The sequence below is a fragment of the Bacterioplanes sp. CLAM21 genome (assembly GCF_059641015.1).
Genome location: NZ_CM184929.1, coordinates 3,121,418 through 3,134,228, shown reverse-complemented (window position 1 = coordinate 3,134,228; position 12,811 = coordinate 3,121,418). Strand labels below are relative to the sequence as shown.

At 49.0% G+C, this 12,811-nt stretch carries 8 protein-coding genes; 2 read left to right on the top strand and 6 right to left on the bottom strand.

The annotated features are described in order from the left end of the window. Positions 1 to 20: 20 nt before the first annotated feature. The 5 genes from AC55FS_RS14200 to AC55FS_RS14180 form a co-directional block, all read right to left on the bottom strand. Positions 21 to 647 (bottom strand): TetR/AcrR family transcriptional regulator, encoded by a 627-nt coding sequence (locus AC55FS_RS14200; RefSeq protein WP_496932912.1) that lies wholly within the window; start codon positions 645 to 647, stop codon positions 21 to 23. A 260-nt stretch (positions 648 to 907) separates the two neighbouring features. Then, positions 908 to 2,521 (bottom strand): ABC transporter ATP-binding protein, encoded by a 1,614-nt coding sequence (locus AC55FS_RS14195; RefSeq protein WP_496932911.1) that lies wholly within the window; start codon positions 2,519 to 2,521, stop codon positions 908 to 910. After that, a complete protein-coding gene (locus AC55FS_RS14190) occupies positions 2,521 to 3,894 on the bottom strand; it encodes an ABC transporter permease (protein ID WP_496932910.1) in 1,374 nt (457 codons plus the stop codon). Before AC55FS_RS14190 ends, AC55FS_RS14195 begins: the two co-directional genes overlap by 1 nt. Next, complete coding sequence (locus AC55FS_RS14185; protein ID WP_496932909.1) at positions 3,891 to 4,865, bottom strand: ABC transporter permease; 975 nt, start codon at positions 4,863 to 4,865, stop codon at positions 3,891 to 3,893. The genes AC55FS_RS14190 and AC55FS_RS14185 overlap by 4 nt, the downstream gene beginning before the upstream one ends. Before the next feature lie 5 nt (positions 4,866 to 4,870). After that, the gene (locus AC55FS_RS14180; RefSeq protein WP_496932908.1) at positions 4,871 to 7,024 is read right to left on the bottom strand and encodes an ABC transporter substrate-binding protein; all 2,154 of its coding nucleotides are present in this window, start codon (positions 7,022 to 7,024) and stop codon (positions 4,871 to 4,873) included. A 735-nt stretch (positions 7,025 to 7,759) separates the two neighbouring features. On the opposite strand from AC55FS_RS14180, the gene AC55FS_RS14175 reads away from it, so the two are divergent. After that, positions 7,760 to 10,531: a TonB-dependent receptor plug domain-containing protein gene (locus tag AC55FS_RS14175; RefSeq protein WP_496932907.1), complete on the top strand. Its 2,772-nt coding sequence runs from the start codon at positions 7,760 to 7,762 to the stop codon at positions 10,529 to 10,531. A gap of 75 nt (positions 10,532 to 10,606) precedes the next feature. Here the strand turns inward: AC55FS_RS14175 and AC55FS_RS14170 are convergent, their stop codons facing one another. Further along, the gene (locus tag AC55FS_RS14170; RefSeq protein ID WP_496932906.1) at positions 10,607 to 11,587 is read right to left on the bottom strand and encodes a helix-turn-helix transcriptional regulator; all 981 of its coding nucleotides are present in this window, start codon (positions 11,585 to 11,587) and stop codon (positions 10,607 to 10,609) included. Between the two features lie 222 nt (positions 11,588 to 11,809). Here AC55FS_RS14170 and AC55FS_RS14165 point away from each other — a divergent pair, with 222 nt between their 5' ends. Then, complete coding sequence (locus AC55FS_RS14165) at positions 11,810 to 12,811, top strand: efflux RND transporter periplasmic adaptor subunit (RefSeq protein WP_496932905.1); 1,002 nt, start codon at positions 11,810 to 11,812, stop codon at positions 12,809 to 12,811.

Below are 12,811 nucleotides of genomic sequence, written 5' to 3'. Positions count from 1 at the left end.
AGGTTGATTTGTCTGTTTGGTCAGGATTGTCCATGGGTGCCCGGATTTCGCAGGATAGCGCGGGTTGCCAGGCTCAGCATATTGTTGATCAATTGGTCATTGTCAATTTGCAGGCACTGGCGTTGGTAGAAGCCATCAATGGCTAGTGAGGCAAATCCGTGAATGGTCGACCAGCTGGTATTGGCCAATAAACGCGCATCCTGATCAATTAATGAGCCATCAGCAATGCCTTGCTCAATTAATTGCAACAATACGGCAAAGGAATTCATACCGGCTTCAAGTAAATCGGGGTAGTCATCACGCTGCTCAATGCTTTGGCCAAAGGTCAGCTTGTAGCGCTCAGGATTATCGATCGCAAAGTGCAAGTAAGCCATGGCGCAGCGATGAATATTATCCGCAGTACTGACATTTGGGTTCAGTGCTAGGCGGCAATGTTCAGACAGCTCGTGGAAGGTTTGCTTGGCGATTTCCACCAGTAGCTGGTTTTTATCAGCAAAATGCCGATATGGCGCCGTTTGCGAGACGCCAACATCACGGGCAATGGCACGCAGGCTCAGCTGTTCTATGCCTTGGCTGCGAATCAGGTTGAGAGCGGCATCCAACAATGCTTGGCGAAGGTTGCCATGGTGATAGGAGTTTGCGGACATAACAAGCTGCATAAAAACGTGTGGTGCTATTAAAGCAAGGGTGTAATCGCTGTCAACATGTGGCGTGAGTTGGCCTTATTCGCTGAGGTTCCGAGAACGTGCAGAAAGGAGGCCATTGACAACAGTGTGAAAGGACTTAGTGGAGGTTTAGGGGGATGAAGATAGGTTCCGTTGATGCGGAATAATTGCCGTGACGGGCCACGGAAGTATAAAAAGCCGAATGCAATGCGCCCTGCCACTAAGGTGGCAGGGCAAGCTATTTATTGCGCGTTTTCTAACGGCGAACGCGGTGCTGCGGCCAGCAACTGCTGGGTATAAGGATGCTGAGGGGATTGCATCACTTGCTCGGTCGGCCCTTGCTCAACGATTTGGCCATTTTTCATCACTGCAACGCGGTGGGCGAGGTGAGGAATAATGGACAGATCGTGGGTAATAAACAAATAAGACACGCCAAGTTCGTCTTGCAGTTCGCGCAGCAAATCGAGTACCTGGCCACGAATCGACACGTCCAGTGCCGACGTCGGCTCATCACAAATAATCAGCTTCGGATTTACTGCCAGCGCGCGGGCAATGGCGATGCGCTGGCGTTGGCCGCCTGAGAATTCATGTGGGTAGCGATTTAGATGCTCTGGTGCCATACCAACGCGATCGAGTAGTCGGCACATGGTGGCTTCGCGTTCTTCTTCGTTTTGGCCCACGCCTAGGCTGAGCATGCCTTCTTCGATAATTTCGCGAATGCTCATCCGCGGGTTCATCGAGGAAAACGGGTCCTGGAAAATAATCTGGATATCGCGTCGTAATGGCATAAATTCGCCGCGATTGAGGTCGGTAATTTCCTGATTGTTAAAGCGAATGGAGCCGCCATAAATCTCATTCAGGCGCAAAATGGCTTTGCCTGTGGTGGTTTTACCTGAACCAGATTCACCCACCAATGCCAGGGTTTCTTGCTTACCCACCGAGAAAGAAACGTCGTCAACGGCTTTGGTGTGGCCGACGGTACGTTGCAGTAAACCCTGTTTTTTCGGGAACCAGATTTTTAGGCCATCGACGGTCAGTAGGTTTTCCTGACTTTGTGCCGCCAAGTAGTGACTCATGCTAGGCAGTGAGTTAATCAGTCGGCGGCTGTATTCGTGCTGTGGATTGCCAAAGAAGGTATCACGATCGGCTTGTTCTAGAATTTCACCAAATTGCATCACTGCTACGCGGTCAGCCATTTCGGCCACGACACCCATATCATGGGTAATCAACAACACGCTCAGATTGCGATCGCGACGTAGCTTGTCAAGCAGCTCCAGAATTTGGCGCTGAATGGTCACATCCAGCGCCGTGGTGGGCTCATCGGCAATCAATAATTCTGGCTCGCAAGCCAGTGCCATGGCGATCATAATGCGCTGCTTTTGGCCACCTGACAGCTGGTGGGGGTACCACTTTAACCGTGCCGCAGGATCTGGAATGCCGACCTCTTCCAGCAGCGATACCATTTTGGCATTCATATCACTGGCAGCAACATTTTGATGCAGCTGAATGACTTCACGCAGCTGCTCACCAATGGTTTGTACCGGATTTAATGAACTTTGCGGCTCTTGGAAAATCATCGCAATACGCTTGCCGCGCACGTCGTTCATCTGTGCTTCGGTCATGCGGAATAAATGGGTATCACCTAAGACGATGCTACCGCCCGACACCTGTAAGGCGCCGGGCAATAAACGCATGATCGACAGCGAGGTAAGGGATTTGCCCGAACCCGATTCACCCACCAGGGCAAATATTTCACCACGATCAATATGAAAGCTGATGCCTTTGACCAGTTCGTTGCCGCGCTGGCCAATGCGTACTTTGAGGTCTTTGACCTGCAATACGGTATCGTTAGTCATCAGTTACCCTCCTTAACAGTCCGCGGGTCAAAGGCGTTACGTACTTCGTCTGAGAACAGGTTGGCGGCTAGCACCAAGGTAAACATCAGTATGAAGGCTGAAATTACCGGCCACCAGACAAAAGGATCGCGGGACAGTTCAGAGCGGGCAGTGTTAATCATATTGCCCCAGCTGTGCATGGTGGGATCTACACCAACGCCAATATAGGACAATATCGCTTCAGCCAAAACAAATGTGCTGAAGTCGAGAACCAGGGCAATCAAAATAATATGCGTGACGTTAGGGAGAATATGGCGCGAGATAATGTTGCTATGGCTAACACCAAAGGCATGGGCTGCCTGCACATATTCTAATTGACTAACCTTCAAGGTTTCTGCACGCAGCAAGCGGCACAAGGTAGTCCAGCTGGTCAGACCCAAAATGGCACATAAAGCTAAAAACTTAAAATCCGAGCGTAAAATGGTGAGGTTAAAGTCTGCAGCGTGTGTCTCGATATAGACATCGATTAACAGCACAGATGCAGCAATTAATAGGATGCTGGGGATAGAGCTCAACGTGGTGTAAACGTACTGAACAACATCGTCTACTAAGCCTTTAAAGTAACCAGCGCTGATGCCAAGAATAATGGCAAATGGCAGGGTTACCATGGTCGCTAGGGTACCAATTAATACACCGGTACGAATGGCTTTAATACTGCTGTACATCACATCGGCACCCACTTTGCTTGTGCCCATTACGTGGTAGACGTCACTCAGCTGTATGATCCAGCAAGACATTATGCTCAACACCGTTAAGGTAATATAAGCAGCCTTCCAGGGCATATCATTATCCTGGCTGTTGCGGATCATCCACTTATGCAGGGCAATCAAGATACCGGCAATGGCCAAGCCAGTTAGTATGGCAACTAACGAGCGCCAGAATATATCGAAGCCACGCTCGGAAATATCGTCAAGATGTTGGCCGGCATGCTCCAGGCGTGGATAGTCGCGGTAAATGCTGCCGTCTTCTTTTTCCAAATTTTCTTTGGCAAAAGAATAAAGAGCAAATGGCGCTGAATAAGTTTTTTCGTTGCTCTCATGCAGGTTATGCAGCACTAGGTCGAGTACTGATTGAACCTCGTTGCTGTACGCCGTGGCCTGCTCGCCATGGTCGCCATTTTCAGGCAGGGCCTCACGGAAATGGATCGAATCCAATAAGGCCACCAACACATAAAAAACAATCACCACAAAGCTGACCATGCCAACTTTACTGGTGAATACCGAGCGCCAACGCTCACGGATTTGTGGGCGCTTACGCAGTTGAAAAATAAAGACAATGACGCTAATGACCAATAGGTAAATCAGCACGTCACTCCAGAGAATAAGAGGCTTCATGACAACTTCACCCTCGGGTCAACCAGTGTATAAGAAATGTCGGTTAGCAACAGACCAATGATGTATAGGACGGAACCGAGGAAAACCATAGAGCGCACAATGGCAAAATCTTGCGCCTTAATAGCGTCCAAGGTGTAGCTGCCAAGGCCTGGAATACCAAAGAAGGATTCCACTAGCAGGCTGCCCATAAACAAGGTTGGAATAATGATGACCACACTGGTTAAAACCGGGATCATGCCGTTTCTCAGTAAGTGGCGGAACAAAACCGTCAATTCAGGTACACCTTTGGCGCGAGCGGTACGAATATAGTCTTTATTGGCCTCTTCAATAAACACGGTGCGGTATAAGCGGGTACTTGAACCGATGCCATAAGCCACGCCAACAATGACGGGCAAAATCACAAAGCGCCAGGGCTCTTCGGCCAGGTAGCCAGAAATAGGCACTAAAGACCAGAGCTTGGCAAAGAAGAACTGACCGCCGATGACGTAAAATACCGGTGATATCGACAGTAGCATCACACATAAAGCCATGGCGGCGACTTCAAAGCTGGTGGCTCGGAACATCACCACCAGCAGAGCAATACTGATATTCACCAGAATACCGATAATAAAGGTCGGAATCGACACCGCCAATGATGGCCACATGCGCTCGACGATATCGCCACTGATAGAGCGGCCTTCGTCAGATTTGCCAAACTCAAAGGCCAGTAGTTTGATTGATTTATCAAAAAAGATCGTATCAGTAACCACGTCAATGCCATTAGCATCGCTATTAACAAACAGTGGCTTGTTATAGCCGCGTTCGGCTTTCCATTGCTCAATGTCGGCTTCGGTAACGTGTTTTTCACCTAGCTGTACTCGCGCCATTTGGTCTGGGGTGTTGACCATAAAAAACAGCGCAAAGGTGAGCAGGTTTACGCCAATCAAAATTGGAATGGCGTAGATCAAACGCCGAATAATATAAGTAAGCATGATTTCTACTCTCCAATCGTCTGTTTCTGGCGACGCTGGTACACCAGGATGGCTGGAACAACAAGGGCGGCCAGAATCAGTAGCACCAGAATAAGCGGTAGCAAGTTAGGCTTATTCCATTCACTTTGTTTTTGGCGGCGCAGTTCTGGATCGATGCGAATGTATTTCAGTGTTGCTTTAGAAATACCGTGCAGCTTGCTGTTGCTGACCCAAGCGTTGTTAAGCATGTAATCATGGCTGTGGTACATGGAGGTCCATGGGGCTTCGGTTCGTATAATGGTGATCATTTCACGAATAACGTCCATGCGTTCAGGGCCGTTGGGCAGTATTTTCATCTGCTCAAATAGCTCATCGTAACGGGCATTTTTAAAGTTGGTGGCGTTTACACCAGACTTCGAATCCACCTGGGCGTTTGGTCCATAGTGCAGGAATAGGAAGTTCTCAGGATCTGGGTAGTCGGCTAGCCAGCCAAAGAAGAAGACCTGGGCGTTACCGGTTTCCAGTTTTTCTTTAAAGCGGTTGTAATCAGTGGCGCGAATATTTAGCTGCAAATCCAGCTTTTTAAACTGCTTTTGCATCCACGCTAGACGAGCTTTGGTGCTTGATGTTGATGGTATATCTAGGTTAAGTACCAAGGGTTCGCCGGTTTTTGCATCGCGGCCGTCTGGGTAACCGGCTTCCGCTAACAGCTTCTTGGCTTCCTCTATTGACTTGCGCTTTGGTTTGCCGTCAACCCAGTCATATACCAGCGGGTTAATGCCTTCTTCACCAACTTGATGGCCATAGATGCCCGGAGGCACAGAGCTCATGCCCGGCTCACCGCGACCGTTAGCAAAAATCTGAATAAACTCTTCGGTGTCGTAAGCAATGGCAATAGCCTGGCGCAGTTTGCGTGCGCGCTCTGAATCACCACCGACAATAGGGTCGAGCATATTCATGCCCAAATAGAAGGTTGAGGGGCGTGTGGCCTTATCCAGGTGTACGCCTTTCTCCAGCATTTCATCGCTTAGATTAATGCCGTCTGAACTCATATTAACGGCCTGGTCAAAGCTATCGTTACTGATGCCAGCACGGTCGTAGTAGCCCTGCATAAACTTGGTCCAGATCGGAATAGCTTCTTTTTCCAAGCGATACACGGCGCGATCGATAAAGGGTACGGGCTTGCCCGCATCGGCTAACAGACCGTTATGCTGATCTTCTGGCATACCTTCTGATGGGTACAATTCTTTGCGGAAGTTCGGGTTACGTTGCAAAACAATCTGCGAGTTTGGATTGTTTTCTACCATCATAAAGGCGCCGGTGCCAACCGGGTGCCAGTCCAGAGTAATGTTTCGCTCTGGCAATCCAGGCATATGATAAAAACGATCCACTTCCCAGGGCACAGGAGCAAAAAAGTGAAATGCTAACCAGTATTGGAACTGCGGATAAACCCCTTTCAGCTTGATCCGAAAACGGTAGTCGTCGATCTTTTCCAGGCCTTCCATTTCCATGTTGCGAAGATCCAGCCAGTCATTACTGCCCATGCTTTCACGACGTTTGGCGGCTTCTTCGCTAAACTCTTTCATACCTACAATGTATTGGCTAAGAAGGCCGCGTAACGGTGCCAAACGTTTAGGATCTGCCAAGCGTTTAATTTGGTAAATGTAGTCATCAGCGGTCAGCTCATGACTGCCCATTTCGGTAAAATCATGCAGACTTTGATAAGGAGCACTTTCTTCAGTATTGGCAAAATCGTAATAAAAACTGCCGTCATCCTTCATGGCGAAAGCTGGATGGGGTTGGTATTTAATACCGGGGATCAGCGTTAAATCGTAAACGCTGTAAGCAGGGTTTTCTGCGTCATCGGGTAAGCGTTGTCCCTGTTCATCCAGATAATAAAGCTCAGGCATTTTGGTTAATGTTGCCGGCTCTAATTCATAGGGGCGTTTCAGGTAATGATACTGCAGCGGTGGCTCATAGACTTGATCGATGAAATTGGATTCATCTGAGCTGTAAGAGCGTGCGGGGTCTAAATGTTTAGGCCGCTCACTGAAGTTAGAGTACAGCACCACTTGGTCTTTATCGGTGCTGGGGTGAGGATCATTCCATATGGCATCACTACAGCCGCTGGCCGCAAGGGCGAGGGCAAATAATGCACTAAGTCGTTGAACAGGGTTCATGATGGTTACTCGGACTCGGTTACTGTGACAGCTTGTGGCCGAAACACAGCCAGTTCGGTTGATTTATCAAGTGCCTAATGGGCAGCGTTGCATCCCTAAGCATAAAACAAGCCAGCAGTGCTCCACTGCTGACAAAGTCGGCAAATGTACGGCTTTGATGGGTCGCTGGCAAGTCATGCAGGCAGATTGGCGAGCACCAAGCTAGTGCTAATACTGCCGTTATAGTACGCACTATGTCTCTCTGTAACCCATGGCTGCTGGCATCGTGGCGGGTTGCTAGTCGTTACCCGTCTAGGTAGTCAAAAACATTAAGAATCAATGGCTTGCTGTGGCAGCTTCGGCTTTGGGGAGAGGCTGCTGGATCGCTCGATACAGTGATTGTACGAACAAAGGGCTACGAAACGTTACAAATGCACCAAACTGTTACGTTTGGGATCGTCACTGCCTCACTCTGGTGCAGTTTTACCAATAGCGGTCGGTAACTATCACTAGGCAAATATGTGGCCAGTTAGGCCAGAGTTAATAATTAAGCCCTAGCCGATCTAGCTTTGAGCCGCATGAATTCGGCGCTATTTATTTGCTGAATGGCGATAGTGTTTAGAATTTATGGAACTGAATGCCAAATGTTTATGAACTATCTGTTACATTGGCCCGTGTTCTGCTAATGCTAGCGGCGAACCCTCGAATAAGAGCGGTCTGTTAGAACAGACGATTATTTGAACTGGAGAGAGACGAATGAGAAAAAACCTCCTTGCTCGTGCAGTGGCAGGTGCTTTTGGCACTGCCGCACTGGCAGCAACACCTTTAATGGTAGTTGCCGAAGAACAGGCTGCACAGGAAGTTGTTGAAGAAGTGCTGGTAACGGGCTCCAGCATTCAACGTAAAGACTTGGAAGGATCGCTTCCAATTCAACAATTTGATGCAGCGCAATTAGAAGCAACTGGCGCAGTGGATGCAGCGGATTTGATGGCAAAATTGCCATCCATGCAAAACTTCGTGACCGCATCTGATAGTGTTGGTGGATCTGGTGGTGGTTTGGCCACAGCCAACGTGCACGGTTTGGGTCCACAATATACGCTGGTACTGGTTAATGGTCGCCGTGTTGCGCCATCAACCTCTGACGGTCAGGTTGATATTAGCCACATTCCAACAGCCATGATTGAACGCGTGGAAATCCTAACGGATGGTGCTAGTGCATTATATGGCTCAGATGCGATTGCGGGTGTTGTAAACTTTATTCTGAAAAAGAATGTTGATCGCACCACTATATCGGCGCGAACCAGCCGCCCAACCAATGGTGGCGGTGAAACGCAGCGTTACGATTTGACCACAGGTTTTGGTGACTTGTTCGAAAATGGCTACGAAGTGGTCTTTGGCGCCAGTCGCGTAGAGCAAGAACAGCTTGCCGGTGTGGATCGTGATTTTGCAGACACAGGTTTTATTACTTTCCAACCTCAGGGCTCTGATCGTAAAGCATTTTTCTTTAACGGTTCACCTAATGCCATCCCTGGTAATGCCAAGTTGCTGGACAGCTCTGGCCGTACGGTACGTACGTTAAACCCTTACCGGTTGTCTAATAATGGTGAGTGTGCTGAAAACAACACACCATCGGGCGATGCCTGTCAGTTCGACTACACCTCGACTCTGGAAATCATGCCAGAAAAGACTACTGACTCTGTATTTGCCGGCATTAATGTTCAGGTTACAGATACCATTACCGCCTTCGGTGATGTCAACTGGTCGAGCCGTGAACTGGTGTCTCGTATTGCTCCGTACCCAACAGGCGATGTACCTATTGCGCTGGACTCCGCAGCTTATACTGAGAGTTTGGCCCCTCACTTGACCGATGACGAGCGTGCCAAGGTTGAGTCTGGAGAGCTAACTGCAGTGGGCAACTGGCGTGCTCTGCCAGCGGGCAATCGCACCACAGAATATAAGTCTGAATCACTCAACTTTACTCTGGGTGCTGAAGGTTACGTTGGCGACGTAGATTTCAGTACGGCGTTTGTTTACTCCAAAATTCAGCAAGACGAATATTACCCAGAGGGTTGGTTGTTGCGGGAGGAGTTTGTTGAAGCCGTTTCTCGTGGTGATTTCAACATTTTTGTCCCTGGGTCAGAGTTGACCGCAGAGGAGCAGTCAGCGCTAGATAGCACTATCTATAAAGGTACTTGGACAGAAACCGATACCCAAATGACGGGCTTTAATGCCAATGCATCTATGCCTATCTTTGCCATGGCAGGTGGCGATGTACAGTTAGCGGTCGGTATTGATTATTACAACAACAAGTACGAAGACAAGCCGTCGCAAGATAACTTAGATCGTAAGATCTTGTTCTTGTCATCTGAAAGTCCGTTCGATTTGGAACGCTCTCAGTACGGTGCCTTTACTGAAATGTTGGTGCCGTTTGCAGAGGGTGGTGAGGTGTCTCTGTCGGCTCGCTACGACTCCATTGGTGGCGTCAAGAGCGAAGGTGATAAAATCAGTGATAGCCTGAGCGATACCACGTACAAGCTGAGCGCCAAATACGACCTGTTGGATAGTGTGACTGTCCGAGGTGCTTATGGTACTGGCTTTAAAGCGCCAAGCTTGTTAGCGATTGGTATTCCTGTGCGTGAATTCGGTGTGACTTCGGGTACTTTTGACTGCCCATTTGATGCATCTGATGATCGTTCAGCCTGGTGTATCCAGCAGTCTGCAGGGCCAAGCCAGGCACACGTATTCCAAGGCGGTAACACTGAGCTGAAGCCAGAACAGTCAACCCAGTGGACAGCAGGCTTTGTATTGCGTCCAGGTGACGACACCAACGTTACTGTTGACTACTGGAACGTAAAAATTGAAGACCAAATCGATGTACTGACCGAGCAGCAGATTTTTGGTAATCCTGATGCGTACAGTGCTAACTTCATGACCAAAACCAATGCCGCTACTGGCTTTGAAGAACTGGCAATTTTGCAAGAGTACTTCAATATCGCAGAGTCGCAGAGCGCTGGTATTGACTATCGTTTTGAGCAGAATCTGTACCCAGAATTTGGCTTTGTCAGCCTAGCGCTGAGCGGTACTCATATGATTAAGTCTTGGAGTTCTTCTTACGGTTCGAACATCGATCAGTTTGGCTCTAACGATGAAGTCACCTTCAGTAACAAGTTGAAGTTAGAAACTACCGTTACTGTGGGGCAGTTTAATCATCATGTAACCGTCAACTATCAAGGCGGCTATCGCGATCAAACTCAAGAAATTGAGTTCTTGAATGCAGATGGCAGCTTGAGTGGTGAGTTTGTGGACTACACAGGACGTGTTCCAGCCTATCACACAGTTGATTACCAAGGTCAGTTCCTTGCATATGACGATGCGCTGAAGTTGACGTTGGGCATCAGCAATATTGCTGACAAAGAGCCGCCACTATCTCTGAGAACAAGTGGAGCAGGTCACCAAGTTGGTTTCGACCCACGTTACTTTGATGTAGCTGGTCGTACTTGGTACGCCGGTGTTGCCTACAGCTTTTAAGCTATAGCTGGCACTAAATAAAAAAGCCGGGGGCGTTTGCTCCCGGCTTTTTTATGGCTGCGGTTTGCAATCTTATTACATGAAAGAGAATGCGCTGGATATTGAGCTTTGTTCCAGTGGTGGCCATTCCGACTCATTATCGGTTGTTGTCTCTTTTCCCCAATGGCTTGGTGCGCAACCAGCCCATTTTTTAAATGCTTTAGAAAAATTGGCCACATTGGCATAGCCAAGTCGGTTAGCTATATCGCTGATATTGTCAGGGCCGTGCTGTAGCCATAAACACGCTTGTCGAAGCTTTAATTCTACCAGTATGGATTGATAAGACTGTCCACATGCTTGCAGTCGGCGCTTAAAGGTGCGTTCAGATTGCAGCAGTTGCTCAGCAATATGTTGCTGTGACGGTGGGCTGCTTAGGTTTGCATAGAGGAAATTGCAGGTTTTTTCGCGAATAATCCGTTCCTGGCTGGTGTTGTTGGACTCGTGTATTTGCTGCCAGTTTAGTAAATGTTGCCATTGGCGCTGACTGCAAACAACTCCTCCACAGTCGGCATTAAACTTCATGTTAATGGGCACATAGTAAGGATACAGGCCGGCATGTTCGGGTTTGGGAAAAGGCAGCTCAATGTGCATAGCATCAATTTGGCCTATGTGGGTTAGCGGTAAGCGAGCATGGGTATAGGCCAGTAACATTTCCCACAACCCTGCTGAAACATGGGTGCGTTGATTGAACTCAATGCGCACGCCACTGCCGCTGCGTTTTACCCTTGGTGTTAATTGCAATGCAGTTAGCAGTGACGCGTCGCCTAGCACTTGTGGCTGCGAGTGGCCATGTTGCATTCCTAGCACCAAACCAAATTCTAGGAATAGAGACTTTTGGCCACTAAAACTGGCGGCACTGTCGAGTAATCTTAGTAATGCCGGCAGGGAGGGCATCGATGTCTGTAGCGGTGATGAGATAAAGGGCGGTAATTGCTGAAATGGTTGGCGCAGGCCATGGCGGGCCAGCACGGTAAGGGCGACGTGTAAGGCTTCGCGTGGACAAAAATCTGGCAGCATAAAACACCTCCTTGAGCCTTCACTCTAACCTATTCGTATGTTGGTACCCTGTGATAAGCGGCGAAATTTCACCCAATAACGGCGTAATTGAACCGGCCTCTCAAAGGAACGCATTGTTGTTGTCAGCGATTTTTTATTTTTATTGACCATACTCTGCAAATGATTAGTATGTTTTCGCTGTAAACATTGATCTTGAACGCCTTTCGACTGAGGATCGCCATCATGAACTGGCCGACGTTTTTACTGAGCTTTCTGGGTCTTGTGCCTCTATTGTCCCAGGCTCAGCCTGCGGTGGTGGTAGAGGTGCAAGGTTTTACTGAGCAAACCTATGTGCAACCGGTTGCCATTAGCGGTGTGCTGGAAAATAAATCCGAACAAACCCTGGCGTTTAAGGTAGGTGGTCTGGTTAGCCGGGTAGAAATTGATGAAGGCAGTCAAGTATCGCAGGGGCAGGTGCTGGCAGCGTTAAATCTAGAAGAAATCGATGCTCAGGTAGCCAAAGCCGAATCGGTGTTGGCCAATGCTGAACGACAGCTGCAGCGTTTTCGCTCGCTGCAAGGCAGCAATGCCTTGTCGATAGACAGGCTGCAGCAAGCAGAAACGGAGGTGGCGGTAGCACGCTCTGATTTAACGGTTGCTCGTTTTAATCAAAGGCATGCGGTTATTCGTGCACCTGCGGATGGCAGGGTGCTAAAACGCTATATCGAACCGAACGAAATGGCTGCGGTGGGCAGTCCAATGTTTGCCTTTGCCGCGGATACTGATGGCTGGGTGCTATCGGCAGGGGTGACGGATCGTGATGTAGTGCGTTTACGGCTAGGTGATGAAGCGGAGGTGAAGTTTGACGCTTTTCCGGGCCAGACTCTCAAGGCAGAAATCAGTGAAATGGCCGGTCGGACTGATGCTTCTCACACATTTCGTGTCGAATTGCGCTTAATCGATGCACCCACTGCTTTACTGGCCGGTTTAGTCGGTCATGCGGAAATTCAACCCGCGCAGCAGCAGCAAGCAACGGCGTTACCATTAACCGCCATGGTGCGTGGGCACCACGGTGAAGTCGATGTTTTTGTGGTTGATGGTGAACAGGCCAAGCGTCTGACTCTGGCGCTGTTAAGCCTGGCCGACGAGCAGATGTGGGTTGCGGGTTTGCCTGCCGATGCCCAGGTCATTATTCGCGGTGCTCAATACCTCTCCGATGGCGCAGCCATTCGCTTTTCGCATTAA

What these genes read in the sequence shown, in the direction of transcription:
- AC55FS_RS14200 (WP_496932912.1), bottom strand. Translation starts at nt 647, where the DNA reads ATGTCCGCAAACTCCTATCACCATGGCAACCTTCGCCAAGCATTGTTG.
- AC55FS_RS14195 (WP_496932911.1), bottom strand. Translation starts at nt 2,521, where the DNA reads ATGACTAACGATACCGTATTGCAGGTCAAAGACCTCAAAGTACGCATT.
- AC55FS_RS14190 (WP_496932910.1), bottom strand. Translation starts at nt 3,894, where the DNA reads ATGAAGCCTCTTATTCTCTGGAGTGACGTGCTGATTTACCTATTGGTC.
- AC55FS_RS14185 (WP_496932909.1), bottom strand. Translation starts at nt 4,865, where the DNA reads ATGCTTACTTATATTATTCGGCGTTTGATCTACGCCATTCCAATTTTG.
- AC55FS_RS14180 (WP_496932908.1), bottom strand. Translation starts at nt 7,024, where the DNA reads ATGAACCCTGTTCAACGACTTAGTGCATTATTTGCCCTCGCCCTTGCG.
- AC55FS_RS14175 (WP_496932907.1), top strand. Translation starts at nt 7,760, where the DNA reads ATGAGAAAAAACCTCCTTGCTCGTGCAGTGGCAGGTGCTTTTGGCACT.
- AC55FS_RS14170 (WP_496932906.1), bottom strand. Translation starts at nt 11,587, where the DNA reads ATGCTGCCAGATTTTTGTCCACGCGAAGCCTTACACGTCGCCCTTACC.
- AC55FS_RS14165 (WP_496932905.1), top strand. Translation starts at nt 11,810, where the DNA reads ATGAACTGGCCGACGTTTTTACTGAGCTTTCTGGGTCTTGTGCCTCTA.